The sequence below is a fragment of the Marinilactibacillus sp. XAAS-LB27 genome (assembly GCF_036039175.1).
Classification (GTDB): Bacteria; Bacillota; Bacilli; order Lactobacillales; family Carnobacteriaceae_A; genus Marinilactibacillus.
On the sequence record NZ_JAYXKP010000001.1, the window covers coordinates 229,572 to 255,145 of the forward strand.

Genomic DNA, 25,574 nt, shown 5'->3' on the forward strand with positions numbered 1-25,574 from the left:
CGTTTTATTGTATCTAGAATAAGTATAATAAGGAGGGACGAAGTCATGCAGGTAATTGTATTTCGTCTAGGAGAAAGAACTTACGGCTTTTCCACTGATAGAGTAGAAGAAATTACGACAATTCTTTCAACGACTAAAGTGCCACATGCTCCAGAGTGGACTGTGGGTCTAGTGAACTTAAGAGGACAGGTCATGACATTAGTTGATCTCGATAAACTTTTGAATGAGACAAGTTCTACTGAAGAAGACTGGTACAAAAACACTATCATTATACATACTGAAGAGAACCCTATCGCATTAAAAGTAGGTCCAGTGATTGGTGTAACCGACGTCGAAGAAAACGAATTTCAATTAAGTGGGGAAGAAGAATCTGTCATTTCTGGATATCTATCTGTTTACGACAGTATCGTAAGCGTTATTGAATTGGATCAGATCTTTAAGGAGAAAGAGGAAGTATAATGAGCCAACAAGTCCTGTCACAACAAGAAATTGATGCATTGTTGGATGCAATGGACAGTGGCGAAATTGATACAGAACAAATGGTAGAGGAACTGGATTCCCCTAAAGTAAAACCGTATGATTTTCGTCGACCTGTTCGTTTGTCAAAAGAATATCTATCAACAATCACGATGGTATTCGAAGACTTTTCCAAAATTGCAGTCAATTTGTTGTCTACCCAACTGAGAAAGCCCGTAGATATTAAAATTGCGGCAATTGAGCAAGTATCGTTCGATGAATTCGTTCATTCAGTTCCAAGTTTTACCTTAATGGGTATTTTTCAAAGTAAACCACTTAGTGGTATGCAGATTATAGAAATCAATCCTCAGTTTAGTTTACAAATGGTCGAACTGCTTTGTGGATTCAGCGAATTATCAGATGAAATTTTACCATCAGATAAAGATAGTTTCACAGATATCGAAAGAGCTATTTTAGAAGATGTTACGAATTCATTCTTACGTTCTTTTGAAACGGCTTGGAAAGAAATTACAGAACTAAAGGTTGAATTAGAATATACGGAAACGAATCCGCAATTACTACAGACAATGTCTCCCAATGAACCTGTCTTACTTGTTACATTCTCGGTTACACTTGATGAACAGAAGACTTTTATCAATATGTGTGTACCTTACATATTCTTTGAGGACATGCTGGACAAATTGAGTTTCCGCAACTGGTTCCATTCAGGTAAAGAATTCGATTCTTCTGAAAGAGGTCAGATTTCTAAAAACCTTGAACAGGTTCCATTGAATCTGGAAGTCCTACTTGGTGAGTCTCAGATGACAATTTCTGATTTCCTTGAAATGGAAGAAGGCGACATTATACAGTTGAATGAGAAGACTTCAAAACCATTGACGATGTATGTTGAAGACAAGCCTTATTACAAAGTGAAACCAGGAATGATCGAGGATCAACTGGCAGTAGAAGTTATGAAGTTTATGGGAGGAGAGAGTACCGATGAGTAGCGGTCAAATGTCACAAGAAGAAATTGATGCATTGTTAAATGGCACAGGTCCAGTTGATACGGCTGTAGCGGAAGAAGAAACAGCCCCTGTTGACCATAGTATTCCACAAGAAACAAAAGACATATTAGGAGAAGTTGGAAATATCTCTATGTCTCAAGCTGCTACGACACTTTCTCAATTATTAAATCGTACGATTAAAATCACGACACCCGTTGTTTCTGGTGTTACGTTAAAACAGATTATTGATGAATGTGAAGTACCAAAAGTCGTTACAACAATTGGATTTAAAGAAGGTTTAGTTGGAAACAACGTCTTAATGATTGACGTTGAAGATGCGGTCATTATTGCGGATCTTATGATGGGCAATGATGGTAAAAATGTCGAAGGTAAAGAATTCACTGAATTGGAATTAAGTGCAGTTGCAGAAGCGATGAACCAGATGATGGGTTCGGCGTCTACTGCAATGGCAACGATGTTTAGTAAAAAGATCGATATCTTACCACCAAGTGTTGAAGTATGGCAAAGTCCAGAAGAAGCAACTCTTGAGAATATCACGGACGAAAGTACGATTTGTAAAATTTCTTTCCAGCTAAGTGTAGAAGGTCTATTGGATAGCGAAATTATGCAGATTCTTCCTTTGGAAACGGCCAATGAAATCGTTGAAATCATGCTTGGTGATGAAGCAGAGGTTGTTCAAGGTCGTGAGCAAGAAGAAATGGTTAATGAAACACCAGCGCCAGCTAGTGCACCTGTTGCACCCGCTCCTGAAGCGCCCAAACCTCAGGAATCTGTCAATGTACAAAAACCGAAATTCCAAGATCTAGAACAAACTGGAGCAAAATCTTCTCCGAGGAATCTTGATTTAATTATGGATGTACCGCTAGATTTCAGTGTTGTCTTAGGTAAAAGTAAGAAAACGATCAAAGACATTTTGTCACTAGGTACAGGTTCAGTTGTTGAGTTAGATAAGATGACAGATGAACCACTTGAGATTTATGTGAATGGTAAACTGATTGCAGAAGGCGAAGTTGTTGTTATCAACGAAAGCTTTGGTATCAGAATTACAAACATTTTAAGTAAAGAACAACGCATTACACATTTAAATTAATCATTTGGCTAGAGGACACGAACTCGTTTCGTGTCTTTTTTTGTCCACTTTAAACCTGTAGACTTTTAAGCTATACTATTTAAGTTGAATAGTTAAATAAATAGACTTAATAATCTTAAATGCCTACCGATAATAAGTAATGTATAAAACTCTTATAGGAGTTTATTAACTAGAAATTAAAAACCTAACTAAAATAATCTTAAAAGAGGCGATCATGATGAAAATTAATAACCAACATAAAAGCTATTTAAACGCTGTGAATCAAACAAAATCAGGGCAAACTTCAAAACAAACAAAAACTGAAGAGACATCTAAAAACCAGTCACCCGTTCAAGTGAATATCTCAAAAGAAGCGCAAGCACTGCATGATGCTGACAAAACAGTTTTTTCTGAAAGAGTAGAGTCTATTAAAGCAGCTATTCAAAATGGAGATTACGAAGTAGATGCTAGCAAAATTTCTTCAGAACTTGTTCGCACGATTCAGTCACAAAAGGAGCAATAAACAATGTCTAAAACAGAACAAGTTTTAGCTAAGATGTTTAAACTAAAAGAAGTGTTAGTTGAAGAACGAGCAGTTTTGATTCAGAACGATGGTGAAAAACTGCTTGAACTTATTTCAACCAAAGAAGAAATCATGCTTAGCTTGGCGGATTTCAACGAAGACGAAATCGATGTTGATCAGCTAGCGGTAGTCACTGGTGAAATTAAAGAGTTACAAGAAACGAACTTGATGTTAACAGAACAATCAATGAGTTTTACGGAACAATTAATTTCAAGTATTCAAAAAAATGTGACAAAGAAAAATACTTATTCAAAAACAGGGACATTCGAGAAATCAGGACAGACTGCATTTCTAGACCAGTCTTTATAAGGAGTACATACAGATGTCAGGATTATTCGGTACATTAAATACCGCAACAAGTGGATTAAAAGCTCAGCAAAATGCCTTACAGACAATTGGACATAACGTATCTAACATCAATACACCTGGTTATTCAAGGCAGCGTGTAAATTTACAAACAAATATTGCTCAACAGCTACCTGGCATTGGTCAAGTTGGTACAGGGGTTCAAGTTGGTAGTATTTCACGCATGCAAGATCAATTTATTAATAATCAATTAATGAATGGTTATTCTACAACAGCAAAACATCAGTCACTTTCTGACACAATCGGTCAATTAGAAGCGACTTTTAATGAACCTTCTTCTACAGGACTTGCGAACCAGATTTCAGAAGTCTTTAACGCTTGGACTTATTTAGGGTCAAACCCAGAACAAGCTGCTTCGAAAACGATGTTAGTTCAAACTAGTGAAACTTTTGTTGATACAGTGAAGCATATGTCTAACGCTATGGATGCTTTAAAAAGAGATACGATTCAAGGTTTAGACAAGTCAGCAGTTGATGCAAATTCGACCTTGAAACAATTGGAAGACTTGAATCAGCAAATCTGGCAAGCTTCCGTTAGAGGATACGCGCCTAATGATTTACTAGATACTCAAGATCAATTGGTTAATAAATTGGCTAGTCAAGGGAACGTTACCATTGAAAGAGATAAGTATAACCGTGTAGCTGTTTCAATGGACGGTCAGAATGTATTAGATGCAAATTCTCGTAAAGAGATTATGGCGGTTACAAGTTTGAATGAAGATGGACAGTCGGTATTATCGGATGGATCCGTACTTGATGGTGCAGCTGAAGTTGGACAATTTGTAGTCAAAGCAGGCGCAGATAATTCAACGACTTATACACCGATTAATTTAGAATCTGGTGCAGTAAAAGGAACGCAAGAAGCATTAGCAGTTATCGGTGATATGCAAAAAGATTTGGATGAATTTGTCTTTAGTTTTGCATCAGCCGTGAATACGATTCATAGCAATGGTGGAGAAGGTAGAGCATTCTTTACTGTTTCTGCAGAAAATGCTTCTTCAAGTATTCAAGTTAATCAAGAACTTAGAAACGATAATAATCTAGTTGTAACTGGTAAAGATATGGATAATAGAATTGCTGGAGACGGTTCAAGGGCTCAATTGATTTCCAGTCTTAAAAACACACCAATTCCTAGTGGTTCTGATTGGTATAAATCAGATACGATGACGATTGACAACGGTGGAAAAGGATCAACTCTCTTCAGTAAATATAACGGTATGGTCACCAACATGGGAATCATTAAGCAGCAATCAGATAATATGTTGGATACTCAAGAAGGTTTGATGGCTTTGCTTGAACAGCGACGTGATTCTGTATCTGGTGTTGATATCAATGATGAAGTGGTTGATATGATCAAATATTCAAGTGCTTTCCAAGCGAATTCAAGAGTTCTACAGACCTTATCAGATATGCTGGATACTTTGATTAACCGAACTGGGGTGTAATAAATGAGAATAACCAATTCTTTAATGTCCAAAAACTTTATGCGTAACTTAAACAATAATATGTCAAATGTTTATAAATATCAGGAACAGCTATCAACAATGCAACAAGTTAGTCGACCAAGTGATGATCCATTGAAGGTTTCAAAAGTATTGGACCTGAACAATGAAATCAAACAAAATGATGAGTATAAGACAACCATCAATGATTCTATTGATTTTACTAATGTTCAAGATTCAGCATTAGCTAATGCTACGACTTCTATTCAGAGAATCTATACCTTAACACAACAAGCAGCTAATGGAACTTATAATGAACAAGACCGCCAGGCCATAAAATCCGAAGTAGAAAGTGAAGTAGATACTTTACTGGATTCTTTGAATACAAGTTTCGGTGGAAAATATATTTTCGCTGGAAATAATACAACAACAAAGCCATTCGCAAAAGAATTAGATGAAGAAGGAAATTTCTTGAATGTAAGCTATCAAGGCACATCAGACAATACTACAAAAGAAATCGCTCGTGGTGTTACAGTCGAATTGAAAACGGATGGAACGACTTTAATGAATCAGCAAGAAGATGGAACAGATTTAGGATCTTTCTTTAATGAGTTATTAGTTGCGCTTGATGAGAATGATACAGATAAATTAGGTGGAAAATTACTGAACAGTGTCGATGAACAAATGAATAATATCGTCAACCTCCGTACTAATATTGGTGCGACTCAAAACCGTTTGGTTGCAGCAAAAGACCGAAACGAATCTGAGTATATTAATTTAAAAACGACGTATTCTAATACTCAAGATATTGACTTGGCAGAAACATATATGAAATACTCCATGGAGATGGTTTCTTATGAAGCTTCTTTACAGATGGGTACGAAAATTCTACAAAATAATCTACTTGATTATATTAGATAGACTCGATAAAACTACTCAACGAAAAGTTGAGTAGTTTTTTTATTTTATTTTACTTTTTAGGGTTAACATTATTTACAACCTTCCGATACTATAATTAGAAGGCGATAACGTCTTACAAAACAAACACACAAAACATTGGAGGAAATTAACATGCGTATTAATACTAACACTGCAGCGATGAATACATACTCTCGCTTAACTCAAGCAAACGGATCAAAAGCTAACTCTTTAGCTAAACTATCTTCAGGTCTTAGAATCAACAAAGCCGGTGACGATGCTGCTGGACTTTCAATCTCAGAAAAAATGAAAAATCAAATTTCTGGTTTATCTCAAGCTACTCGTAACGCTCAAGATGGGATTTCACTTATCCAAACTGCAGAAGGTGGATTAAATGAAACTCACTCTATCCTAAACCGTATGCGTGATTTGACAGTACAAGCTGCAAATGATACTAACTCAGTAAAAGACAGAGAAGCTATTGATTTAGAAATCACACAATTAACAGAAGAAATCGGACGTATCTCAAGCGACACAAAATTCAATGGTCAACAATTATTAGGTGGAGCAGTTACTGATCTTAACATTCAGATTGGTGCGAACAGTGATGACACAGCTCTTACAGTTTCAACGATTGATGCTTCAGCGTCTGCACTAGGGATTGATGCATTAGCAGTTGATTCAGCAGAGAATGCTAAATTAGCTACAACTTCTTTAGATGCAGCTATTCAAACAGTATCTGATGCACGTGCAACTTTTGGAGCTCAACAAAACCGTTTAGATCACACAATCAACAACTTGACTACTACTAAAGAAAACTTATCAGAAGCTAACTCACGTATCCGTGACGTTGATATGGCTGAAGAAATGATGAGCTTTACTAAATCTAACATCCTTTCTCAAGCTTCAACTGCGATGCTTGCTCAAGCTAACCAAATGCCTCAAGGCGTTCTACAACTATTGGGTTAATCTTAATAGAACAGCTAGATTTAATATGGAACCGGAGCTGGTTTTCCAGCTTCGGTTTTGTTTTTACATATTGTAGTAAACTTATCCTAATTCTTATGAATTAGAATAAAGCTTTCTTAATTGACTATAGGAGCTGTGATGATGAATCAGCGTATCCATTCACAAAATACGATTAAAACTATCGATAGAGTTTTACAACATAGTAAAAGTACGATATCCTTATACGGGGATTCTTATGTAGAACCCATTCAACCCGTTAGAGAAGTTAGAAGAACTGATCAGCAAGAAAATATCGTCAAAAAGCCACCTACTGAGAGAGAAATTAATCAATGGATTCTCGAAGCTGAAGATGTGATGCAGCGGGTTAATACACAACTTTCGTTTAGAAAGCATGATGGTACTGGTCGTACTTTAGTTGAACTAGTTGATATTAATACGAAAGAAGTTCTGCGTGAAATTCCACCTGAAAAAATGTTGGATATTATTGCGGGTATTTGGGAATGGTCTGGACTTATTGTAGATAGAATGGAGTGATCAAATGAGTGCAATGAATATTATGGGTACATACTCTGGTATTGATATGGCTACAGTCGAACAATTGATTCAAGCAGAATCCTCTCGAGGCGTTCGTTTTACGAATCAAAAAGATACTTATCAGAAACAACAAACTGCCTGGAAAGATGTCAATGGTCGTCTAGATAATCTCTATACAAAATTAGATAATTTGAAGAAACCAGATACTTTTAATTCCAAAATGGTTTCAGTTTCTAGTGATAAAAACATTTCAGCCACTGCCAAGAGTACAGCAACTACTGGGGAATATGAGTTAAAAGTCTTACAGTTGGCTACTAGTACACGTATAACTGGTGGGGAGCTCAGCATTAACTCACTTAATGATGAAATGAATATTGAAAGTAATCTAGTCATTGATTCTGGCATACCTGTTGAAGGTACTGAATATAGTGTAGATGGAAAACCTTTAACTACTGTTCAGTTCGAAGTCGAGATCAATGCTGAAGATACCCTGAAAGATATACGTGATAAAATTAATGCTGAAACAGACAAATCAAAAGTAAAAGCTAGTATAGTAGATAATCGATTAATTTTAACGCATGTTGATTCGGGTGAGAAGTCTTTGTCCGTTAGTGGTGGAGCAGCTTCTTCTTTAGGTCTTGAAGATGGGAAATTCACTTTTACAGAAGGGAAAAAAGCATTATTTGAAATAGATGGTCTTTCTATTGAGAAAGACAGCAACACCATCACTGATGTATTAGATGGTGTTACGCTGAATCTCCAAAAAGTTCACGGTGTTGATGAGTCAGATAAAATTTCAATCACGAATAATACAGATAAAGCTGCGGAAACGATGCAGGAACTAGTCGATCAATATAATTCGTTGAATTCGTTTATTGACCAGCAGACTTCTGTTGGTGACCCTTCTGCCGATAACAACAAGACAGGTACTTTAGTTGGAGACAGTTCTTTAACGAGACTGCAATCTAGTCTAAGAAATATGTTCACTAGAAATATGGACACTTCTTCAGAATCAATCAACAATCTACAAGACTTAGGTGTAGAAATCGATCGTTATGGAAAAGCATCTTTTAACAAAGAAAAATTTGTTGAAACTCTTGAAAAAAATCCTAATGATGTTGAGAAATTCTTCCATGATTCAGAAATGATCACTACTACAGGTTTAGATGCTGAAGGCCTAGAAACCACGAAAACTGAAACGAAATTAAGTGGATTCGCTAACTCTACACGTTCTTTAGTAAATGAATATATTTCAAGCTCATCAGGAATCATCAAAACAAAAAATGATACGTATGATCGTTTGATTAAAGATGTGAATCAGCGTATAGAGACTTTTAATGCACGTATTGCAACTAAGCGTGAGCAGTATATTAAACAATTTACAGCTTTAGATACGGCAATGATGCAAGCTGAATCTCAGCTTCAGTTTATGATGGGACAAATGGGCAGTAATGAGTAGTAACAGTGAAAGGAAATGACATGGTAATACAAAGTCAATTATTGCAAAAGAAAAAAGCAATACTTTTAAATATGTATAATGCTTATGAATCGTTTAATGAAACCGTTGATTCTGCAACTTCTGTTCTCTCCGAAGTAGAAGAGTTGATTCAAGAAATGAATACAGTGGATAAACAACTTTCTCCATCAGAAATCCAGTCTTTTTCTGATAGCTATCAGGATGTCTGGAAAGAAGTGATTCTTAAACATAAGGAACTCATTCAATTAATTGAAAATGAGAGTCAATCAGTTAAAGGCCAGATGAGCCAAATGAATAAGAAAAATCAGATGATTGATGGATATATGGATCAGAATCAGTCAATGTTTCTGGATAGACAGGCTTAATAGTAGACAAGGGGTATGAACATGGGGTACGGTAATGCATCAAACGTTTACAAAACAAATCAAATTCAAACAGCCTCTCCAAAGCAATTAGTTGTTTTGCTTTATGAAGGTGCGATCAAAAATATTCGACTAGCTGAACTAGCTCTAGAAAACAAAGATAATGAAAAGATCAATCGTCATCTGATCAAAGCACAAGATATTATAGCAGAATTATTAAATTCCTTGAATCATCAAGGCGGAGAAAACCACATAGCTAGTGAACTTGAAACTCTTTATGAGTATTTACTGAATGAATTGCTCCAGGCGAATCTGAAAAAAGATTCTGATAAAATGAGTGGAGCTAGATCAATATTAAGTGAATTACTAGAAGCGTGGGCCAGCATTTAAATGCTGGTCTTTTTCTTTGTGTAACCGCCTTACCTCTGATTTTAGAAAAATGTATAAAAATTAACAAAAATATTACCTATTATAAATGAATATTTTACATTACTGACAATATAAAATATATGTAAAAAACCGTTTATAAGATAACAATATCAATCTAAAGCCAATGAAACCGATTGTATATATCTGTTCACAAAACTGTCATTTGTTTACTTAATGACAAATTTTATGTTCTATAAGTGGTTGACATTGTAATCAAGTTAACTACTTGAACACTTAACCAGTGTATCTGGTTTGAAGTATTCATTGATACAATAGGGATTAGCCAACATTCGGGTTTTGACACTGTTGAGAAAAGTGTTATCTCGAATTAAAGGTTTCAGTCAAATGTTCACAATTACGAATCAAATAAAAATATCTCAAAAAAATTAAGATTGAAACTTTTTCATGACTAAATTACACTTATGTTAGATGAATATTTAAACAAAATATTAATTTTATACATAAATCAAATACAGCAATAGGTAATGGGGGAATCCTAGTGGACTATAAAAATATTTCTTTATTAAACAGAGCGTTGGATGCTACAAATCTTAGACAAGAAACGGTGTCTAGTAATATAGCAAATGTTAACACTCCTGGTTATAAAGCGAAGCGCGTAGAATTTGAATCTGTTCTTCAACAAGCAATGAACGGTACCGGGCTCAGAAAAACCAATGAACGTCACTTTGGGATAACGAGTCATAATGATGTTACTGCAAAAGTTAAAGCACAAGAAGGTAACCGAGTAGCAGAGAATGGCAATAATGTAGCCATCGATACAGAGATGGCTGAATTAGCTGCAAACTCGATTCACTATCAGGCTCTCGTATCTCAAACAAGTGCACAATACAATATGCTTAGATCTGTATTAAGATAATAGAAGGAGTTTGAGTTATCGATGTCAATTTTTGATGGAATGCGTATAAATGCAAGCGGCTTAACACTTGAACGATTCAAGTTAGATACAATCTCAACCAATATCGCCAACGTAAATACCACAAGAACAGAAAATGGCGAAGGACCTTACATAAAACAGCAAGTAGAATTTGAAGAAAGTCTCAGAACTCAGACATCGGGTTTCACTGGTGATGTTAATACAAGTAGCGCCGGTGTCCGAGTCACGGGGGTAACTGCAGACGAAGAAAATATCAAAATGGTATTCGAGCCAGAACATCCTGATGCGGATGAATTTGGTTATGTTGCCTATCCTAACGTTGATATGGCGGATGAGATGGTCGAGATGATGACAGCTATGAGAACTTATGATGCGAATGTTACGGCTATGAATAATAATAAAGAGTTACTGAAACGTGCACTAGAAATTGGAAAATAATTAAATAATTCAAATTGAAAGGAAGCATAGAATGTCAGGAATGAATGGAATCAATCAGTTATACTCAAATGCATTAAGTGAAATAAATGGAACAACGGGTGCTAATCAAAAAACAGGCGTGGTAAAAGGAGAAAACGATCCTTTTTCAAACGTCTTTTCTAATGCCTTACAGTCCCTAGAAAACAAACAAGTTGAATCTACTCAAGCTGTAGAAGCGCTCGTTGATGGTACAGCGGACGATTTGCATACTGTCATGATTAAAACAACAGAAGCACAGCTATCTCTAGAAGTTGCTGTTCAATTTAGAAATAGAGCACTTGAAGCATATAACGAAATCAAAAATATGCAGTTCTAAGTTAGAACCAGCAGCTGTTAAAGGGAGTATGCATTTATGGACAAGGTAAAAGATATATGGAATAACTTAAAAAGTGGCTGGATGAATCTTGAAGCTACAAAAAGAAAACGACTGATCATGTTGGTCGTAGTTGCAGTGATTGTACTTGCTGGTGTTGCTTATATGTCTCAAAGAAAGCAATACACTGTTCTATTCTCTAATATGGAAGAAGCGGACGCTGGGGCTATCGTTGAGGATCTTGAAACACAAGGCATTCTTTATAAACTGGAAAACGGTGGCACAACGATCTTAATAGATGAAAAACAGGTTGATCAATACCGTATTGAAATTGCGACAAACGGATTGATGCCTAAAAGTTCTACTGGCTTTGAAATATTCGATGACACGAGCATGATGGCAACAGATCAAGATCGTGAGATTATGTATCAAAGAGCTGTAACAGGAGAGTTAGAACGTTCTATTTCTTCTCTACAGCAAGTAGAAGCGGCTAAAGTGATGCTGTCGATACCAGAAGATAGTATTTTCCAAAACCCGGAGTACAAGAGTGAAGCTTCTGCTTCTATAGTTTTACAGACTAGAGGAGCGAATCAATTAACCACTCAAAATATTCAAGGAATTGCTTCCTTAGTTGCTGGAGCAGTTGATGGACTACCAGTAAGCAACATACAGATTGTAGACTCAAATGGGAATCTATTAAGTGGATTTTTACAAGATGGAGAAAACGCAATTGGTGCAACAGATATTTCCAACCAACAGTTATCAGTTAAAAAAAGCTATGAACAAGATTTGGAAAAACGAATCAATGAATTGTTAGCACCTGTTTATGGTCCAAATAATATTCGTATCGTTGTGAATGCTTCAATGAACTTTGACGCGGTTGAAGGCGAAACGGTAACTTATACAGCGCCTATGATTGATCCGGAAAGTGAAGAAGCGCCAGACCGAGAAGGGTTGATCCGAAGTCAGACGGAAAACTATAACGGTGCGAGTGAGATGCTACAAGGTCTTATAGAAGAAGGAGAGCTTCCTGTTGCAGAAGACGAGGATGGAGAAAATCAACAGAACGCTTCTCTAGATCGTACGATCAATTATGAGCTAGATCAAAATTCTGAACGTTACGTAAGAGCTCCTGGTGTCATTGAAACTGTAGATGCTTCAATTATCATTAACCAAACTGGTGATGCGGTTATTGCGCAGAATCAAATCGTTCCGATCGTCAGACGTGCTTTAGGATTAGACACGCAAGACAGTGAAATCCGTGGAGACGTAACTGTAGAGTCAATGGCTTTTACGGGTAATGAAGAAGTGCCTACAATCACCACAGACATTATGGAAGATACTATGATTTTCTTTAGAAGGTACTGGCCGTTTATGGTCGGAAGTATTGTACTGCTAGTGTTAGGAATTGCGATTTTATCTATTTTACGTAAGGGTCGAAAAGATGAGTTTGATGAGTTTGAAACGAGTTTCGAACCTCAGCCAATGGCTCCAACACAACCGGCGCAACCATTACCAGTGGAACCAGAACCGATTGACTTGAATATGGAACGTAAAAAACAACAGAATAAGGTCATGAGCGATAAAGAAGATCTAGTAAGGGAAGAAGCGAAACAAAATCCTGAACTAGCTGCAGAATTAATGAAAATATGGTTGAAAGAATAGGAGGGGTAGAATGACAGAGATTATTGATGATAAAAAGACCGTTAAACTAGATGGTATTAAGAAAGCGGCTATTTTCATGATCGCTTTAGGCCCCGAAACATCTGCACAAATTATGAAACAACTACCTGATGCTTACATTCAAAAAGTCAGTTATGAAATAGCTAATATTGACCACGTAAGTAGAGAAGATCGAGAAACTATCGTTGATGAGTTTCTCGAGATGTCTCAAGCAAGAGAATATATACTAGATGGCGGTATTGATTACGCTAAAACTTTATTGAATAAAGCGTTAGGAACACAACGTGCAAAAGAAGTCATTGATATGTTGAACCAGATTCAATTAAGAGAACGACCATTTAATATTGCTAGAAAAGCTGATCCCCAACAGTTGACGAATTTACTGTTAGGTGAGCAGTCCCAGACAGTTGCTTTGATCCTTTGTTATATGCAACCCGATAAAGCAGCTCAAATTTTAGTCCAATTTCCTCAAGAAAAACAAACAGAAATTGCCGAACGAATTGGTACGATTAGTAATACTTCACCGGCAATTATTGAGAAAATTGAAAAAGTTATCGAAAGTAAGTTTTCTTCTTATGTTGAAAATGAAACAGAGAATGTGGGTGGCGTCAATACTTTGGTAGATATCCTAAACCAAGTTGGACGTACGACCGAGAAGACGATTGTAGCGGAACTAGAAGAAAGACAACCTTCTTTGGCCGAGGAAGTCAAAGCCAGCCTATTCACGTTCGAAGATATTGTTTCACTTCAAAAGAGCGATGTTCAAAAAGTATTACGAGAAGTCAATCAAGACGATCTTATTCTTGCACTCAAAGGTGTTTCGGACGAGTTGCGTGACTTTATCTTTGATAATCTATCCGCTAGAGCAGTGGATACACTCAAAGAAGATATGCAGTTCCTTGGACCCGCAAGATTGTCTGCAGTTGAGGAAGCTCAGCAGAAAATCGTTACCGTTATTCGTCGCTTAGACGAACAAGGAGAAGTTTACATCATGAGGGGCGAACAAGATGCTATCGTCGAGTAGAATCATTAAATCTAAACATAATATACAACAAGCGGAAGACGCCTGGGTCATTGATACAGTTTTAACCGATACTGATGAGTATACGGACGAAGAAACAGATGGCTCAGAAGAGACACAAGAAGCGCTTTTAGAAAAGAAACGAATTTTAAATCATGCCTACTCAAAAAAAGAAGAATTGCTTGAACAAGCGAAGCAAGAAGCGGAAGCCATTAAGCAACAAGCCTACCAAACAGCATTCCAGCAAGGTCAAGAAGCAGGGTATCAAGAAGGCTACACCTTAGGAATGAAAGAGGGCTTTGAACAAGGAAAGCAAGAAAGTGAAGCGTTGAAGCAAGAAGGTCGAGAGTTGATTGTTCAAGCGCAACTTGAAGTCGAGCAATACAGTCAAGACAAAAAAGAAGATTTACTGGCACTATCCGTTCATATGGCAGAGAAAATCGTTTATGAACAGATCAATCAAAATGATGAAGGCATTTTGTCCTTAATTCACCCCATACTACATCAGCTAGACCGTGAAGAAGACTTTATTTCTATCACAGTCAATCCGGCTGCGAGAAATCGAATTCAAGCAAATTTATCGAGTTTGAAGAATCAGTATACGGGCGTGCGTTTTGCCGTTTTGCAAGACAGTAGTATTGAACCAATGGGTTGTATTGTCGAGAGTGCACACAAAGTAATCGACCTGCAAGTAACGGCTCAATTAGAATCTATGCTTAAAGAAATGAAAGAAACGGAGCGTAATGTTTGATGATCGATATTCCTTTCAAACAGTATCATGAGTCTATCGATAAGAATTTGCACACCTTAAAGCAAGGTAAAGTGAGTCAAGTTATTGGTTTGATTATCAAAGTAGATGGACTAGATGCTTTTATCGGTGAAGTCTGCGAAATCAATATCAAATCTACTGACAAAATTGTTTTAAGTGAAGTGGTTGGATTCGTTGATGAAACGGTTCTACTAATGCCGCTTGATGAACTAGAAGGTATTGGACCTGGATGTCTTGTCCGGCCTACTAGAAAGACACTTAAAGTAGAGGTGTCTGATGATATGCTGGGAACTACCTTAGATGGTTTGGGACGCCCGCTAACAGAAGCACGTTTAACAGAAGGTAAAATGTATCAAGTTAATCGGTCTTCTCCAGATCCTTTTAAACGGAAGAAAATCAAAAATATTATGACGACTGGTGTTAAAGCAATCGATGGATTATTAACAGTTGGCGAAGGCCAGCGTATGGGTATCTTTGCAGGATCCGGTGTTGGTAAATCAACCCTGCTCGGAATGATGGCAAAGTATTCTGATGCCGATGTCATTGTTATTGGTCTGATTGGTGAGCGTGGCCGTGAGGTAATGGAATTTATTGAAAATGAACTTGGTGAAGAAGGATATGCTAAGTCTGTTGTTGTTTGTGCCACTTCTGATATGCCCCCACTTGTTAGGCTAAAAGGCGCTTACGTGGCTACTGCAATTGCTGAATACTTCAGAGATCAAGGTAAGAAAGTCGTCTTGATGATGGACTCCGTTACGCGTGTAGCTATGGCACAACGAGAGATTGGGTTAGCAACTGGTGAACCGCCTACGAGCAAGGGGTATACTCCTTCTGTATTTACAACATTACCAAAACTTCTCGAACGTAGCGGAACTTCTCAAAACGGTTCGATAACAGCTTTCTATACAGTTTTAGTTGAAGGAGACGATATGAACGAGCCTATTGCCGATTCCGTACGAGGTATTCTTGACGGTCATATTATTCTCTCAAGAAAAATTGCTTCTGAAAATCATTATCCAGCAATTGATATTCCCAATAGTTTAAGCCGTTTAATGAAAGAACTTGTCAGTCCAGAACAAGACGAACTAGCAGGTAAGTTACGAGAGAATTTGACTCGATATACTGACACCAAAGATTTAATCGATGTTGGAGCTTATCAAAAAGGCTCAAATCCTTTAGTCGATCAAGCCGTTCGTTTGAATAGACCGATCAAAGAATTTTTAAAACAGAAAACAAAAGAGTCTTATACATTTGATGAAACATTATCTGAGCTTAGCTCAGTATTCTCAGCTCACTCGATACGATAAGGAGAATGAAGATGCAAGCGTACCAATTTTCAATGAGTAAGATTTTAGACTGGCGTGAAGATCTAGAAGAGGTAGCACAAAAAGAAGTCAAGACTATCGAATTAAAATTGATGAGAGAACAACAACAGCTTGAATTTTTACTAAAAGATAGTCGTAAGATTAAAAGTGATAATCTTTTCAAATCTGATATTGATTCTGTTAAAAGACATAGTTTATATAAAGATTTGTTGGATGATAAAATCATACAACAAAAAAATAGAATTCATCAAGTTGAAATAGAACTTGAAGCGGTCAGAGAGAAATTGAAATCAGCAAACAAAGATAAAAGAATGATGATCAAACTGGAAGAAAAAGAACGTCTCGTACATACAGAAGCCGAGAAAAAAGAAGAACAGAAACAATTGGACGAAATTTCCACCTTACAATTTGGTCGAAACCTTGCTCTTAATCCGAATCTAAGCATTTAAATTTGGAAAAATTGGATTTAAGATTACTTATTGAGAGGAGGTGAACACATGAACGGTCAAATTCAAGTTCAACCGATTCAAAGTAGTGAATTGACTCAATCCACTCAAAAAGTTGAAGTCGATAGTCAGTTATTTGAATCTATGTTGAATCAGCAACAACCTGATAGCCAACAGAATGCTGAAGAAGTTTCTGATAAACAGAAAACAGATAAAAAGGATTCAACTTATTCAGAAATTAAACAGTCTACTGATAAAGATAAAGTTGAAGAACCCCCTATTAATCTAGGACCATTTCTTATAGAAATGATTAGCCAAGAAACAGAAATTGCTACACAACTTGGTCTATCGACTGAAGAGTTAGACGCCACAATGAACAAAGTACTTAACGAAAGCAAAGATTTGTCTCCAAAAGAGCAGAAAGTGATAGATAAGTTAATCGACCACTTCAAAGCTCAAGATACTGATGAACAAGCTCAAACTTTAACCTCTAGACCCAATAGGGATAGTGACTTAAAGCTTCAAAATCCTGTTTTCTATCAGAAACAAGTTTTAGAGAACAAACTTGTAAATCCAGAAGTGCTTTTAGAACAGATTGAGCCAGAGCAAGAACCTAGAGATTTAGAGAGATATTTAAACCAACTAAATAGAAATACCTTTAAAGATTCTAAGCAATTGGTTGAGAATTCTAAGTTGCTTAGAACAGAAATACCAGTTGAATTATCTAATGAGGTGCCTAAAGTTAAGTTGGATAAAACTCAATCAATCCTGAGTGATTCTATGACTTCATCTTTAGAAAAGATGCTTCCAAAGCGCATCCCTGAAATAGTGGCAAAAGAAAAATCACTATCACAGATTAGTCAACCAATTGAGCGCTTAAATGAAAGTGACCAATCGATTGAAATAAACACTTTAGTCACAGATAGGGTAGAGAAAAATATAACTAGTTCAAGTTTATCTTCTAATATGCTTTCGGAACGTACAGATGAAATTGAAACATCGACTGAAGTGAAGACGACGATAGTCGATACATCAAAGCATTTTATTTCTTATTCACGTTTAACAGCCGAACAATTTGATGAGACGACCACAACTAATCAGGTGATCGAAAAGAAAGATCTGGACGTTATTAAAAGTATGATAACGGAAAAAATTCAAAATCCTGGTAAACCTGAAACACTCAGATCAACGATCAAACTAACTCCGGAAACACTTGGAAAAGTCATGGTTGAAATCGATTTGGTCAATAACAAGTTGGTCGGTCGACTAATCGTAGCTACTAGTGAAGCAAAAGTATTAGTTGAACAGCAATTGAAATCTCAAACGCTGAACCAACCTAGTCAAGCTCTACAACTAGATAAAATAGAAGTATCTGTAATGCCTGTCCAAAATGCATTTGATGCAGCTTTCAACTTCTCAGATCAGCAACAAAGCTCTCATTTTGCGCAGCCTATGAAAAATAAAAAAGGGTATACAGCTAAAGAAGAACAGGAACTAGAAGGAACAGAATCTTTGGATTTAGAACGAAATGTTTCAGGTCGACTAAACGTAATGGCCTAACATATAGAAAGGAGCGAAAAACATGATTGTCCCTCCTCAAATGACGATTGGTTCATTGAACCAGATTACACCAGAAGCCGATACAAAACAGAACTCAGATTTAGATATGGAACAATTTTTGATGATTATCTCTAAAGCAATGAGTATGCCTTCACTTGATGGTGGCAGTGGTAGCGGTGGTGGTAACGAAACAGACTATATCGGACAAATGGTTCAATTCGGTATGTTGAATCAGATGCAAGAACTTACTGAAACAATGCAAACAACGATGTTAATGACCCAGCAGCAACAAGCTTTAAGTATGGTTGGAAAACAGGTAACGTTAAAAACGGATGCAGATCAGCTTGTATCTGGAGCAGTAGAAAAGGTTCGATTCGACAATGGTTATGCAACGATTCAAGTCGACGGCGCACAGTATTCACTTAATAGCATCATTGAAGTAGGTGCATAAGGTGGTTGGGAAAATACCAAATCATTCTATTCAAAGTAATTTATCAGAGAAGAATGTGAACCACAAAAATCAGGTAGTCGATCGAAAATTTGGTTCTTTCATCGATGATGCGCTAAAAAAAGCAGATGAAAATACACGAGTAACCTTTTCCAATCATGCGCAAAAAAGACTAGATCAACATGGTTTCACTTTGAACGAACAAGATATGACTAGGCTGGATGAAGCCGTTCAAACTTTAGCTGATAAAGGTTCCAAACAGTCATTAATTTTATATGATGATATGGCTCTCATTGCAAGTATTCAAAATCGTAAAGTCATCACAGCACTAAAGTCGAATGAAATGCATGAGGTCACAAACATAGATAGTGCTATTCAAGTTAAGAAAGATTCTTAAAAGAAGATATAGTAGCTGGACTGAAAAGAGGCTGCGCTCCATTGACCGATTGATATGGAGACTTCTAACGGACATATAATCAAAGTAACAACATACGAAACAACAGGAGGAATTCAAATGTTAAAGTCATTGTATTCAGGTATTACAGGAATGAAAGGGCAACAAACTAAAATGGATGTTATCTCTAATAACATTGCTAACGTAAATACTATGGGATTCAAATCACAGAAAGTTACTTTCCAAGATATGATTTCACAAACAAACGCGTCTGCACAAGGTCCAAATGCTAACGGTCGTGGTGGTATCAATGCGCAACAAGTTGGTTTAGGTACACAAGTTGCTTCAACAGGAATGTTAATGCAAGGTGGTTCATTACAGTATTCAGGACGAAGCTTAGACTTTGCGATTCAAAATGGAGACAATTCATTCTTTATGGTTAGTGAAAACGGTGGAGAAGAAAATGTAAGTTACACACGTGATGGGAACTTCTATTTAGATAATGGTGGAAACTTAACGACAGCTAATGGTTACAAAGTAATGGGGTATGTTGCACCAGCCAATACAACTGAAGAAAATTATAACCAAATCGGGAACTTTGAGGATGCTGCTAAAAGTCCTATTACAATTAATCAGACAATGAACGGGTTGACGTTACAAGACTATAATATCGATAACACAGGAACAATCAAAGCTACATACAGCGATGGTAATACCTATGTATTAGGAAGACTAGCCTTAACAAATTTCACTAACCCAGATGGTCTTGAAAAGACAGGAAATAATATGTATAACGCTACAAGTAACTCCGGACCAGCTACGGCAGGTGCTCCAGGAGAAGACGGATACGGTCTTGTCCGTTCAGGATTCAATGAAATGTCTAACGTTGATTTAGCAAGTGAATTCACAGAAATGATTGTTACTAGTAGAGCTTATCAAGCTAACTCTCGTAGTATTACAACTTCTGATGAAATGCTTCAAGAGTTAATCAACCTTAAACGTTAATTTTAATTCGTAACACTTAACTAAGCCTGTAGAAAGAAGGTGCTTTATGATTTTATTGAAGTCTTTGATCGGCAAAGAGTTTTATCTTAATCCTGATCTGATATACAAGATTGAACGCGAATACGACACACTCATTACATTAACAGATCAAAAAACCTTATGGGTTCAAGAAACTCCAGAGCTAGTTAAGAATAAAATTGTTGAGTACAAAAGACAGATTTATATTCAATCACTGGAGGTACAAGAATGAAAAGAAGTTTAGTACCAATTTTAGGAATGATCGTAGGTATAGGATTGATCTTATACGCCATGTCTTCTAGCGGATCTTTAATGAGATTTTTCGATGTTCCTTCGTTAATTATTACATTTTTTGGATCTTTCTGTGCATTATTGATCAGCTTTCCAATCGACACAATGAAGAAAGTTCCAGGATTAATGAAAAAGTTACTAATGACACCCGATAACGATCGAGTAGCTTTAATTGATAAAATCATTGAAATCACAAAAAAATCTCGAGTAGAAGGTATTTTAGCAATTGAAGCAGATATCAAAGAAATTCAATACCCACTTCTTAAGTACGGATTAGAAATGGTTGTAGATGGTTCTGACGAAGAAACGATCAAAGAACTGTTAACGGTTCAACTGGAACAAACTGAAGAAAGACATTCAGTCGGTCACGAGGTTTTTCTTAAGTGGGGAGAATATGCACCCGCTTTTGGAATGATCGGAACCTTAGTTGGATTAATTGCGATGCTTGGAGATCTTCAGGATCCTTCAATGATCGGTGCCGGAATGGCTACTGCCTTATTAACCACATTTTACGGTAGTTTCTTAGCCAACATTGTCTTCTTACCTATAGCTAAGAACTTGCAGATGCAGACGGACATTGAGCTTAAAACAAATGAGATGATTCTTGAGGGTATTATGTCTCTTCAAAAAGGTGAAAACCCTAGGGTCATCGAACAAAAACTACAAAGCTTTATCTCAATGAAAGACCTTAAAAAAGTTGAAGAGGTTGAAGCACCTGTAGTAGTTCCAGAAAGATAATGAGTTTAAAAGAGGGATCAAATGGCTAGAAAATCAAAAAAACCAAGTGGAGGAGGAGGCGCTCCTGCTTGGATGACAACTTATTCTGATTTAATGTCTTTGTTACTGACCTTTTTTGTAATCCTGTTCTCAATGTCTGCAGTTAGCGAAGAGAAATTTCGTAACGTAGCAGATTCATTGAGGATGGCCTTGGACGGAGGGGCAAATGATTCTCTTCTTACAAGTGATGGTAGTTCGATTGCAGATTTAAATGCGGTAGATATCGATCAGGCTACAGCAGCTGATTTGCATATACCTGATGTTGAACCCCTACCTGATTCTGGTGCAATACCGCAAGAAGTTCAGGAACTTTATGAGACAGCTAATGAATATATGTTAGAAAAAGGAATAGACTCAGAATTAACCATCTCAAGAGATGCAGATGGTGTGTATATAGATATTCAAGAATCCATTTTATTTACATCAGGTAGTGCTGATATTACAAATTCTGGTGAAGAAACACTTGGTAAATTGTCAGGACTATTCGACCTTTTTGACAATAGTATGATAGTTGAAGGATTTACAGATGATGTTCCAATGAATAGCGCTCAGTTTCCGAGTAACTGGGAATTATCAACTGGAAGAGCCATCTCCGTATTGAGATACTTAAGTGAAGAAAGTGGATTATCACCAGAACGTCTTTCAGCTAAAGGCTACGGTGAGTATTCACCCTTAGTTCCAAATGACTCAGCTGAAAATAGAGCGCTAAATCGAAGAGTTAATATTACAATTATGCATCAAGACAGGAAGGAAGTAGACAGTGGCAGAGAATCAAGCGACACAAACGAACAGTAAAAATAAAGGTGGTAAAAGTAAACTTATCATAATTTTGCTGGTCACTGTTGTTTTAGCATTAGTAGGAGTAGTAGGCTTCATATTATTGAAAGATTCAGAAAATATTCCGATCATCAGTAACTTGACGAAAGAGCCTGAACCAGTAGAGGTACAGGTACCACTTGAAGAGTTCTTGATTAATGTCGGGGATGATAGTGGTCGAAATACGGCTATGGTTAAACTAGAAGTATCTGTTAGTAGTTACGCGGATGATGCGGAAGTACTCATTAATCAAGATATCGCTAAAGTACGTGATGCAGTTATCCACGTCGTTTCAAACGAAAATATTGATTCTCTTTTAGAAAGAGAAGATGAATCGTTTGTTTTAAAAAGAGATATCAAAGACCGGATCAATCAGTCGTTTGGTACTGACTTAATCGATGACGTTTACATCACTAATATATTGACTCAAAATTAAGAAGAGTTCTGAGAAACAGAGAAGGGGAATGAGATGCCAGAAGCTAGTCAGTTTTTACAAATGGTTGCCGCTTTAATTTTTATCATTGTACTTGCAAATTACTTGCTGAAAAAACTGAATAGAATCAATCAGGGTAATAGTAAGGCAATTAAGATTATTGAACGTGTGCCTGTGTCAAAGAATTCCTCACTCTGTATCGTTCAAGTTGGTTCTCAATATTTCTTAATGAGTTTCAGTGATCAAAGTAGCGAAGTCATTAAAGAATTTACGCAAGAAGAAAAAGAAGATATACAGCAAAGACTTTTCCAACAAAGTACTGCCATTACACAAGTATCTGACACAAAAAAAGTTTCTGGAAATTTGAAAGAATTATTACAACAGCTTAAATCAAAGTATAATGATTCTTTTAACAAGGATTAAGGAAGGATTGAATAGATGATTGATAATTTAGTAGATGTAGTTTCAAGTACGGGTGATTCTTCAGAAGTCATCGATTTGTACCTGCTTCTAGTAATCGTAGCATTAATTCCTTCCTTTTTAGTCCTAACGACGAGTTTTACGAGAATGATCATTGTCTTATCTTTTACAAGAAATGCATTAGGGACACAACAAACTCCACCGAACCAAGTCTTAGTCGGATTAGCCTTGTTTTTGTCCTTGTTCGTAATGAGACCCGTTTATCAAGAAGTTAACGAAGTTGCTTTAACTCCTATGATGGAAGGCGAGCTAAGTAGGGAAGAAGCTTTTTATGAGGCTGAGATTCCAATTAAAAACTTTATGCTTGATCAGACTAGAACCAGCGATCTGGAATTGTTTGTAGAATTGTCGGGTGATGAATATCCAGATACACCCCAAGATCTTCCATTAACAACGGTTATCCCTGCGTTTTCCATTAGTGAATTAAGAACAGCTTTCACGATTGGATTTCTAATATTCATTCCGTTTCTAGTGATTGATGTCGTTGTAGCGAGTATTTTAATGTCGATGGGGATGTTCATGCTTTCTCCGGTAATGATATCACTGCCATTTAAATTGTTACTATTTGTGATGGTAGATGGATGGTATCTAGTGGTTGAATCATTGATAAGCAGTTTCTATTAGATATCTGGCAAGGAAAGGACCGATTAAATGACAACACAAAATGTTTTGGATGTATTGCAGGATGCTTTTCTGGTCATGCTGCGAGTGGGCGCACCAGTATTGATGATTGCACTTGTTATCGGTCTGGTTGTCAGTATACTTCAGGCTACGACTCAAATTCAGGAACAGACTTTAAGTTTTGTTCCCAAATTATTCGCTATTTTATTGACTTTAGTTCTTTTAGGAACATTTATGCTAAATACATTGATGGCTTTTACTGAGCGTATGTTTGATATCATTGCAGGATTGTGATCGATCATGATAGAAGAAGTTCAGCATTTTCTACTAATTCTAATACGAATATCTACTTTTATGACCTTGAGCCCAGGATTCTCAAATTCAGCTTTCCCGAACGTTTCAAAGTTAGGACTATCTTTTGCCTTAACCTTTACAGTAATGAGTATCATTGATCCTATTACAGTGCCTTTTACATTAGGGATGTTTTTACTCATTGGTATAAAAGAACTCTTTATTGGAATGGCTTTAGGATATATAACCATCTTATTTTTCACAGCTGTCGATATCGCTGGAACGCTTGTAGATTTTCAAGTCGGGTTTTCGATGGGGCAACTCTATGATCCTTCACTAGGTGTGAGTGCATCAAACTTTGGAAGAATCTATTACTGGATCTCAATTGGGATATTCTTTATCTCAAACATCCATCACTATGTAATAAGAAGTCTTGTACAATCATTTGACTATGTACCGCTTGATCAGACTTCCTTTACTCAGTTTGGAGTAGAAGGAATGGTTAAAATATTTGGCCACGTCTTTGAAGTGGCAATCAATTTAGCCATTCCGTTCGTCATTGTGGCACTACTATCTGAGTTAACCCTTGCTCTGATTTCAAGAACGGTTCCTCAAGTCAACGTACTGGTTTTAGGTATACCTATGAAAATTCTTTTGAGCCTGGTGTTTATGTTTTTCTTCTTACCTATGCTAATGGAGAATATCTCTGGCGTATTTCCCGAAATGATTCAATACATGAATGAATTTATGCAATCTTTATCAAATTAATAACCGATCCAACATACAAAAGAGGTGAAGTGCTGTGTCAGAAAAAGATGGTAAAACAGAAAAACCCACCGCAAAGAAGCTGAGAGACGCTAAAAAAAAAGGTCAAGTACCTAAAAGTCAGGATTTGTCCTCAGCTTTATCCTTTGGTAGTTTTGCATTAGCTTTTACAGCTTTATCTACCTACGTATTTCAACGTTCTTTTGTATTTTTACATAATATGCTTCATATTGGATTCAACGTAGATAACATTCAGAATGAATTAGGGAATATTGGATTACAAGCCATGCTTTATTTTCTAGTACTGTCAGCACCCTTTCTAATTATTGCCTTTCTTACCGCGGTAATTGGTAATCTAGTCCAAGTAGGGTTTATGTTTACAGCTGAACCTATGAAGCCCAGTCTTAAGAAATTGAACCCTATTTCTGGATTCAAAAATATCTTTGGAAAAAAAGCAGCTTTTGGATTGATCAAAAACTTACTCAAATTGTTTATCGTCATTGGATTCACTTTATTAACGCTTCAGGACTCAGCAAATATGATCATGAATGCTGGTAGAATAGGCACGCCAAGAATTTTTATGTTTATGATCAGTACAGTTTCTAGACTGGCCTTTGTACTCGCTATATTTTTGGCCGTATTAGGTGTGGGAGATTATCTTTTCCAGAGGTACACGCATAAAAAAGAATTGATGATGTCTATGCAGGAAATCAAAGATGAATTCAAAGATATGGAAGGCGATCCGCAGGTCAAAGCTCAACGTAAGGCGAGGTATCGTGAACTGTTGAGTGGAAAAATTAGTGATGTTGACGAAGCAACTGTTGTAATCACAAACCCGACTCACTTTGCCATTGCTATTCGTTATGATCAAACAAAAGATGACGTACCTGTTGTATTAGCGAAAGGGCAAGACATTATGGCTCAACGTATGAAGGAACGGGCTAAAGAACATGATGTACCTATGATTGAAAACAGACCTCTTGCTCGAGCATTATACAAAGATGTTGAGCCGGGAGATCCCGTTCCAATGGAGTTATATCAGGCAATAGCAGAAATACTTGCTTTAATATTCCAAGCAGAAAAACTTAAAAAAAATAAAATTTAACCGTAAAGAATA

General features: G+C 36.7%; 33 protein-coding genes. All 33 read left to right on the forward strand.

Features of this window, described 5'->3' with window-relative positions:
* Nucleotides 1-45: 45 nt before the first annotated feature.
* The 33 genes from VXN63_RS00980 (at nt 46) to flhB (ending at nt 25,562) form a co-directional block, all read left to right on the forward strand.
* Entirely contained in the window at nt 46-459 is a 414-nt protein-coding gene (locus VXN63_RS00980) for a chemotaxis protein CheW (protein WP_225743875.1), read from the forward strand.
* Complete coding sequence (gene fliM, locus VXN63_RS00985) at nt 459-1,463, forward strand: flagellar motor switch protein FliM (protein WP_327756107.1); 1,005 nt, start codon at nt 459-461, stop codon at nt 1,461-1,463. Before VXN63_RS00980 ends, fliM begins: the two co-directional genes overlap by 1 nt.
* A complete protein-coding gene (gene fliY, locus VXN63_RS00990; protein WP_327756108.1) occupies nt 1,456-2,571 on the forward strand; it encodes a flagellar motor switch phosphatase FliY in 1,116 nt (371 codons plus the stop codon). The genes fliM and fliY overlap by 8 nt, the downstream gene beginning before the upstream one ends.
* Before the next feature lie 214 nt (nt 2,572-2,785).
* Complete coding sequence (flgM, locus tag VXN63_RS00995; RefSeq protein WP_327756109.1) at nt 2,786-3,073, forward strand: flagellar biosynthesis anti-sigma factor FlgM; 288 nt, start codon at nt 2,786-2,788, stop codon at nt 3,071-3,073.
* A gap of 3 nt (nt 3,074-3,076) precedes the next feature.
* Nucleotides 3,077-3,442 carry a hypothetical protein gene (locus VXN63_RS01000; RefSeq protein ID WP_327756110.1) on the forward strand — a complete coding sequence of 122 codons (366 nt, stop codon included), beginning with the start codon at nt 3,077-3,079 and terminating at the stop codon, nt 3,440-3,442.
* A gap of 13 nt (nt 3,443-3,455) precedes the next feature.
* Nucleotides 3,456-4,943, forward strand: a complete 1,488-nt coding sequence (flgK, locus tag VXN63_RS01005) for a flagellar hook-associated protein FlgK (protein ID WP_327756111.1) — start codon at nt 3,456-3,458, stop codon at nt 4,941-4,943.
* Nucleotides 4,944-4,946: 3 nt separating this feature from the next.
* Nucleotides 4,947-5,861 carry a flagellar hook-associated protein FlgL gene (gene flgL / locus VXN63_RS01010; RefSeq protein ID WP_327756112.1) on the forward strand — a complete coding sequence of 305 codons (915 nt, stop codon included), beginning with the start codon at nt 4,947-4,949 and terminating at the stop codon, nt 5,859-5,861.
* Between the two features lie 150 nt (nt 5,862-6,011).
* Nucleotides 6,012-6,827: a flagellin N-terminal helical domain-containing protein gene (locus tag VXN63_RS01015; protein ID WP_327756113.1), complete on the forward strand. Its 816-nt coding sequence runs from the start codon at nt 6,012-6,014 to the stop codon at nt 6,825-6,827.
* Between the two features lie 141 nt (nt 6,828-6,968).
* On the forward strand, nt 6,969-7,361 hold the full coding sequence (locus VXN63_RS01020) for a flagellar protein FlaG (protein WP_327756114.1): 393 nt from the start codon (nt 6,969-6,971) through the stop codon (nt 7,359-7,361).
* 4 nt (nt 7,362-7,365) lie between these two features.
* The gene (gene fliD, locus VXN63_RS01025) at nt 7,366-8,820 is read left to right on the forward strand and encodes a flagellar filament capping protein FliD (RefSeq protein ID WP_327756115.1); all 1,455 of its coding nucleotides are present in this window, start codon (nt 7,366-7,368) and stop codon (nt 8,818-8,820) included.
* A gap of 20 nt (nt 8,821-8,840) precedes the next feature.
* The gene (locus tag VXN63_RS01030) at nt 8,841-9,203 is read left to right on the forward strand and encodes a hypothetical protein (protein ID WP_327756116.1); all 363 of its coding nucleotides are present in this window, start codon (nt 8,841-8,843) and stop codon (nt 9,201-9,203) included.
* Between the two features lie 21 nt (nt 9,204-9,224).
* The gene (fliS, locus tag VXN63_RS01035) at nt 9,225-9,590 is read left to right on the forward strand and encodes a flagellar export chaperone FliS (RefSeq protein ID WP_327756117.1); all 366 of its coding nucleotides are present in this window, start codon (nt 9,225-9,227) and stop codon (nt 9,588-9,590) included.
* Between the two features lie 538 nt (nt 9,591-10,128).
* Nucleotides 10,129-10,506, forward strand: a complete 378-nt coding sequence (gene flgB, locus VXN63_RS01040) for a flagellar basal body rod protein FlgB (RefSeq protein WP_327756118.1) — start codon at nt 10,129-10,131, stop codon at nt 10,504-10,506.
* Nucleotides 10,507-10,527: 21 nt separating this feature from the next.
* Nucleotides 10,528-10,962, forward strand: a complete 435-nt coding sequence (flgC, locus tag VXN63_RS01045) for a flagellar basal body rod protein FlgC (RefSeq protein ID WP_327756119.1) — start codon at nt 10,528-10,530, stop codon at nt 10,960-10,962.
* A 31-nt stretch (nt 10,963-10,993) separates the two neighbouring features.
* The gene (fliE, locus tag VXN63_RS01050; RefSeq protein WP_327756120.1) at nt 10,994-11,317 is read left to right on the forward strand and encodes a flagellar hook-basal body complex protein FliE; all 324 of its coding nucleotides are present in this window, start codon (nt 10,994-10,996) and stop codon (nt 11,315-11,317) included.
* A gap of 36 nt (nt 11,318-11,353) precedes the next feature.
* Entirely contained in the window at nt 11,354-12,979 is a 1,626-nt protein-coding gene (gene fliF, locus VXN63_RS01055; protein ID WP_327756121.1) for a flagellar basal-body MS-ring/collar protein FliF, read from the forward strand.
* Nucleotides 12,980-12,989: 10 nt separating this feature from the next.
* Nucleotides 12,990-14,021, forward strand: a complete 1,032-nt coding sequence (fliG, locus tag VXN63_RS01060) for a flagellar motor switch protein FliG (protein WP_327756122.1) — start codon at nt 12,990-12,992, stop codon at nt 14,019-14,021.
* Nucleotides 14,005-14,769, forward strand: a complete 765-nt coding sequence (locus VXN63_RS01065; RefSeq protein ID WP_327756123.1) for a FliH/SctL family protein — start codon at nt 14,005-14,007, stop codon at nt 14,767-14,769. The genes fliG and VXN63_RS01065 overlap by 17 nt, the downstream gene beginning before the upstream one ends.
* The gene (gene fliI / locus VXN63_RS01070) at nt 14,766-16,094 is read left to right on the forward strand and encodes a flagellar protein export ATPase FliI (RefSeq protein WP_442915284.1); all 1,329 of its coding nucleotides are present in this window, start codon (nt 14,766-14,768) and stop codon (nt 16,092-16,094) included. The genes VXN63_RS01065 and fliI overlap by 4 nt, the downstream gene beginning before the upstream one ends.
* 11 nt (nt 16,095-16,105) lie before the next feature.
* A complete protein-coding gene (gene fliJ, locus VXN63_RS01075) occupies nt 16,106-16,561 on the forward strand; it encodes a flagellar export protein FliJ (protein WP_327756124.1) in 456 nt (151 codons plus the stop codon).
* 48 nt (nt 16,562-16,609) lie between these two features.
* Nucleotides 16,610-18,118, forward strand: coding sequence for a flagellar hook-length control protein FliK (locus VXN63_RS01080; protein WP_327756125.1), 1,509 nt, complete (start codon nt 16,610-16,612; stop codon nt 18,116-18,118).
* 22 nt (nt 18,119-18,140) lie between these two features.
* Entirely contained in the window at nt 18,141-18,569 is a 429-nt protein-coding gene (locus VXN63_RS01085; RefSeq protein WP_327756126.1) for an FLgD tudor-like domain-containing protein, read from the forward strand.
* 1 nt (nt 18,570) lies between these two features.
* Complete coding sequence (locus tag VXN63_RS01090; protein ID WP_327756127.1) at nt 18,571-18,963, forward strand: flagellar biosynthesis protein; 393 nt, start codon at nt 18,571-18,573, stop codon at nt 18,961-18,963.
* Nucleotides 18,964-19,080: 117 nt separating this feature from the next.
* Nucleotides 19,081-19,965, forward strand: coding sequence for a flagellar hook-basal body complex protein (locus VXN63_RS01095; RefSeq protein WP_327756128.1), 885 nt, complete (start codon nt 19,081-19,083; stop codon nt 19,963-19,965).
* 46 nt (nt 19,966-20,011) lie between these two features.
* Complete coding sequence (locus tag VXN63_RS01100) at nt 20,012-20,215, forward strand: flagellar FlbD family protein (protein WP_225743901.1); 204 nt, start codon at nt 20,012-20,014, stop codon at nt 20,213-20,215.
* Nucleotides 20,212-21,012, forward strand: a complete 801-nt coding sequence (locus VXN63_RS01105) for a motility protein A (RefSeq protein WP_327756129.1) — start codon at nt 20,212-20,214, stop codon at nt 21,010-21,012. The genes VXN63_RS01100 and VXN63_RS01105 overlap by 4 nt, the downstream gene beginning before the upstream one ends.
* Before the next feature lie 21 nt (nt 21,013-21,033).
* A complete protein-coding gene (locus VXN63_RS01110; protein ID WP_327756130.1) occupies nt 21,034-21,846 on the forward strand; it encodes an OmpA/MotB family protein in 813 nt (270 codons plus the stop codon).
* Nucleotides 21,812-22,303 carry a flagellar basal body-associated FliL family protein gene (locus tag VXN63_RS01115; RefSeq protein ID WP_327756131.1) on the forward strand — a complete coding sequence of 164 codons (492 nt, stop codon included), beginning with the start codon at nt 21,812-21,814 and terminating at the stop codon, nt 22,301-22,303. The genes VXN63_RS01110 and VXN63_RS01115 overlap by 35 nt, the downstream gene beginning before the upstream one ends.
* A gap of 33 nt (nt 22,304-22,336) precedes the next feature.
* Entirely contained in the window at nt 22,337-22,723 is a 387-nt protein-coding gene (locus VXN63_RS01120; RefSeq protein ID WP_327756132.1) for a FliO/MopB family protein, read from the forward strand.
* Nucleotides 22,724-22,738: 15 nt separating this feature from the next.
* On the forward strand, nt 22,739-23,404 hold the full coding sequence (fliP, locus tag VXN63_RS01125; protein WP_327756133.1) for a flagellar type III secretion system pore protein FliP: 666 nt from the start codon (nt 22,739-22,741) through the stop codon (nt 23,402-23,404).
* Nucleotides 23,405-23,431: 27 nt separating this feature from the next.
* A complete protein-coding gene (gene fliQ / locus VXN63_RS01130; protein WP_225743907.1) occupies nt 23,432-23,695 on the forward strand; it encodes a flagellar biosynthesis protein FliQ in 264 nt (87 codons plus the stop codon).
* Between the two features lie 6 nt (nt 23,696-23,701).
* Complete coding sequence (gene fliR, locus VXN63_RS01135) at nt 23,702-24,460, forward strand: flagellar biosynthetic protein FliR (protein WP_327756134.1); 759 nt, start codon at nt 23,702-23,704, stop codon at nt 24,458-24,460.
* Nucleotides 24,461-24,494: 34 nt separating this feature from the next.
* On the forward strand, nt 24,495-25,562 hold the full coding sequence (flhB, locus tag VXN63_RS01140; RefSeq protein WP_327756135.1) for a flagellar biosynthesis protein FlhB: 1,068 nt from the start codon (nt 24,495-24,497) through the stop codon (nt 25,560-25,562).
* Nucleotides 25,563-25,574: the final 12 nt, after the last annotated feature.

What these genes read in the sequence shown, in the direction of transcription:
- VXN63_RS00980 (WP_225743875.1), top strand. Translation starts at nt 46, where the DNA reads ATGCAGGTAATTGTATTTCGTCTAGGAGAAAGAACTTACGGCTTTTCC.
- fliM (WP_327756107.1), top strand. Translation starts at nt 459, where the DNA reads ATGAGCCAACAAGTCCTGTCACAACAAGAAATTGATGCATTGTTGGAT.
- fliY (WP_327756108.1), top strand. Translation starts at nt 1,456, where the DNA reads ATGAGTAGCGGTCAAATGTCACAAGAAGAAATTGATGCATTGTTAAAT.
- flgM (WP_327756109.1), top strand. Translation starts at nt 2,786, where the DNA reads ATGATGAAAATTAATAACCAACATAAAAGCTATTTAAACGCTGTGAAT.
- VXN63_RS01000 (WP_327756110.1), top strand. Translation starts at nt 3,077, where the DNA reads ATGTCTAAAACAGAACAAGTTTTAGCTAAGATGTTTAAACTAAAAGAA.
- flgK (WP_327756111.1), top strand. Translation starts at nt 3,456, where the DNA reads ATGTCAGGATTATTCGGTACATTAAATACCGCAACAAGTGGATTAAAA.
- flgL (WP_327756112.1), top strand. Translation starts at nt 4,947, where the DNA reads ATGAGAATAACCAATTCTTTAATGTCCAAAAACTTTATGCGTAACTTA.
- VXN63_RS01015 (WP_327756113.1), top strand. Translation starts at nt 6,012, where the DNA reads ATGCGTATTAATACTAACACTGCAGCGATGAATACATACTCTCGCTTA.
- VXN63_RS01020 (WP_327756114.1), top strand. Translation starts at nt 6,969, where the DNA reads ATGAATCAGCGTATCCATTCACAAAATACGATTAAAACTATCGATAGA.
- fliD (WP_327756115.1), top strand. Translation starts at nt 7,366, where the DNA reads ATGAGTGCAATGAATATTATGGGTACATACTCTGGTATTGATATGGCT.
- VXN63_RS01030 (WP_327756116.1), top strand. Translation starts at nt 8,841, where the DNA reads ATGGTAATACAAAGTCAATTATTGCAAAAGAAAAAAGCAATACTTTTA.
- fliS (WP_327756117.1), top strand. Translation starts at nt 9,225, where the DNA reads ATGGGGTACGGTAATGCATCAAACGTTTACAAAACAAATCAAATTCAA.
- flgC (WP_327756119.1), top strand. Translation starts at nt 10,528, where the DNA reads ATGTCAATTTTTGATGGAATGCGTATAAATGCAAGCGGCTTAACACTT.
- fliE (WP_327756120.1), top strand. Translation starts at nt 10,994, where the DNA reads ATGTCAGGAATGAATGGAATCAATCAGTTATACTCAAATGCATTAAGT.
- fliF (WP_327756121.1), top strand. Translation starts at nt 11,354, where the DNA reads ATGGACAAGGTAAAAGATATATGGAATAACTTAAAAAGTGGCTGGATG.
- fliG (WP_327756122.1), top strand. Translation starts at nt 12,990, where the DNA reads ATGACAGAGATTATTGATGATAAAAAGACCGTTAAACTAGATGGTATT.
- VXN63_RS01065 (WP_327756123.1), top strand. Translation starts at nt 14,005, where the DNA reads ATGCTATCGTCGAGTAGAATCATTAAATCTAAACATAATATACAACAA.
- fliJ (WP_327756124.1), top strand. Translation starts at nt 16,106, where the DNA reads ATGCAAGCGTACCAATTTTCAATGAGTAAGATTTTAGACTGGCGTGAA.
- VXN63_RS01080 (WP_327756125.1), top strand. Translation starts at nt 16,610, where the DNA reads ATGAACGGTCAAATTCAAGTTCAACCGATTCAAAGTAGTGAATTGACT.
- VXN63_RS01085 (WP_327756126.1), top strand. Translation starts at nt 18,141, where the DNA reads ATGATTGTCCCTCCTCAAATGACGATTGGTTCATTGAACCAGATTACA.
- VXN63_RS01095 (WP_327756128.1), top strand. Translation starts at nt 19,081, where the DNA reads ATGTTAAAGTCATTGTATTCAGGTATTACAGGAATGAAAGGGCAACAA.
- VXN63_RS01100 (WP_225743901.1), top strand. Translation starts at nt 20,012, where the DNA reads ATGATTTTATTGAAGTCTTTGATCGGCAAAGAGTTTTATCTTAATCCT.
- VXN63_RS01105 (WP_327756129.1), top strand. Translation starts at nt 20,212, where the DNA reads ATGAAAAGAAGTTTAGTACCAATTTTAGGAATGATCGTAGGTATAGGA.
- VXN63_RS01110 (WP_327756130.1), top strand. Translation starts at nt 21,034, where the DNA reads ATGGCTAGAAAATCAAAAAAACCAAGTGGAGGAGGAGGCGCTCCTGCT.
- VXN63_RS01120 (WP_327756132.1), top strand. Translation starts at nt 22,337, where the DNA reads ATGCCAGAAGCTAGTCAGTTTTTACAAATGGTTGCCGCTTTAATTTTT.
- fliP (WP_327756133.1), top strand. Translation starts at nt 22,739, where the DNA reads ATGATTGATAATTTAGTAGATGTAGTTTCAAGTACGGGTGATTCTTCA.
- fliQ (WP_225743907.1), top strand. Translation starts at nt 23,432, where the DNA reads ATGACAACACAAAATGTTTTGGATGTATTGCAGGATGCTTTTCTGGTC.
- fliR (WP_327756134.1), top strand. Translation starts at nt 23,702, where the DNA reads ATGATAGAAGAAGTTCAGCATTTTCTACTAATTCTAATACGAATATCT.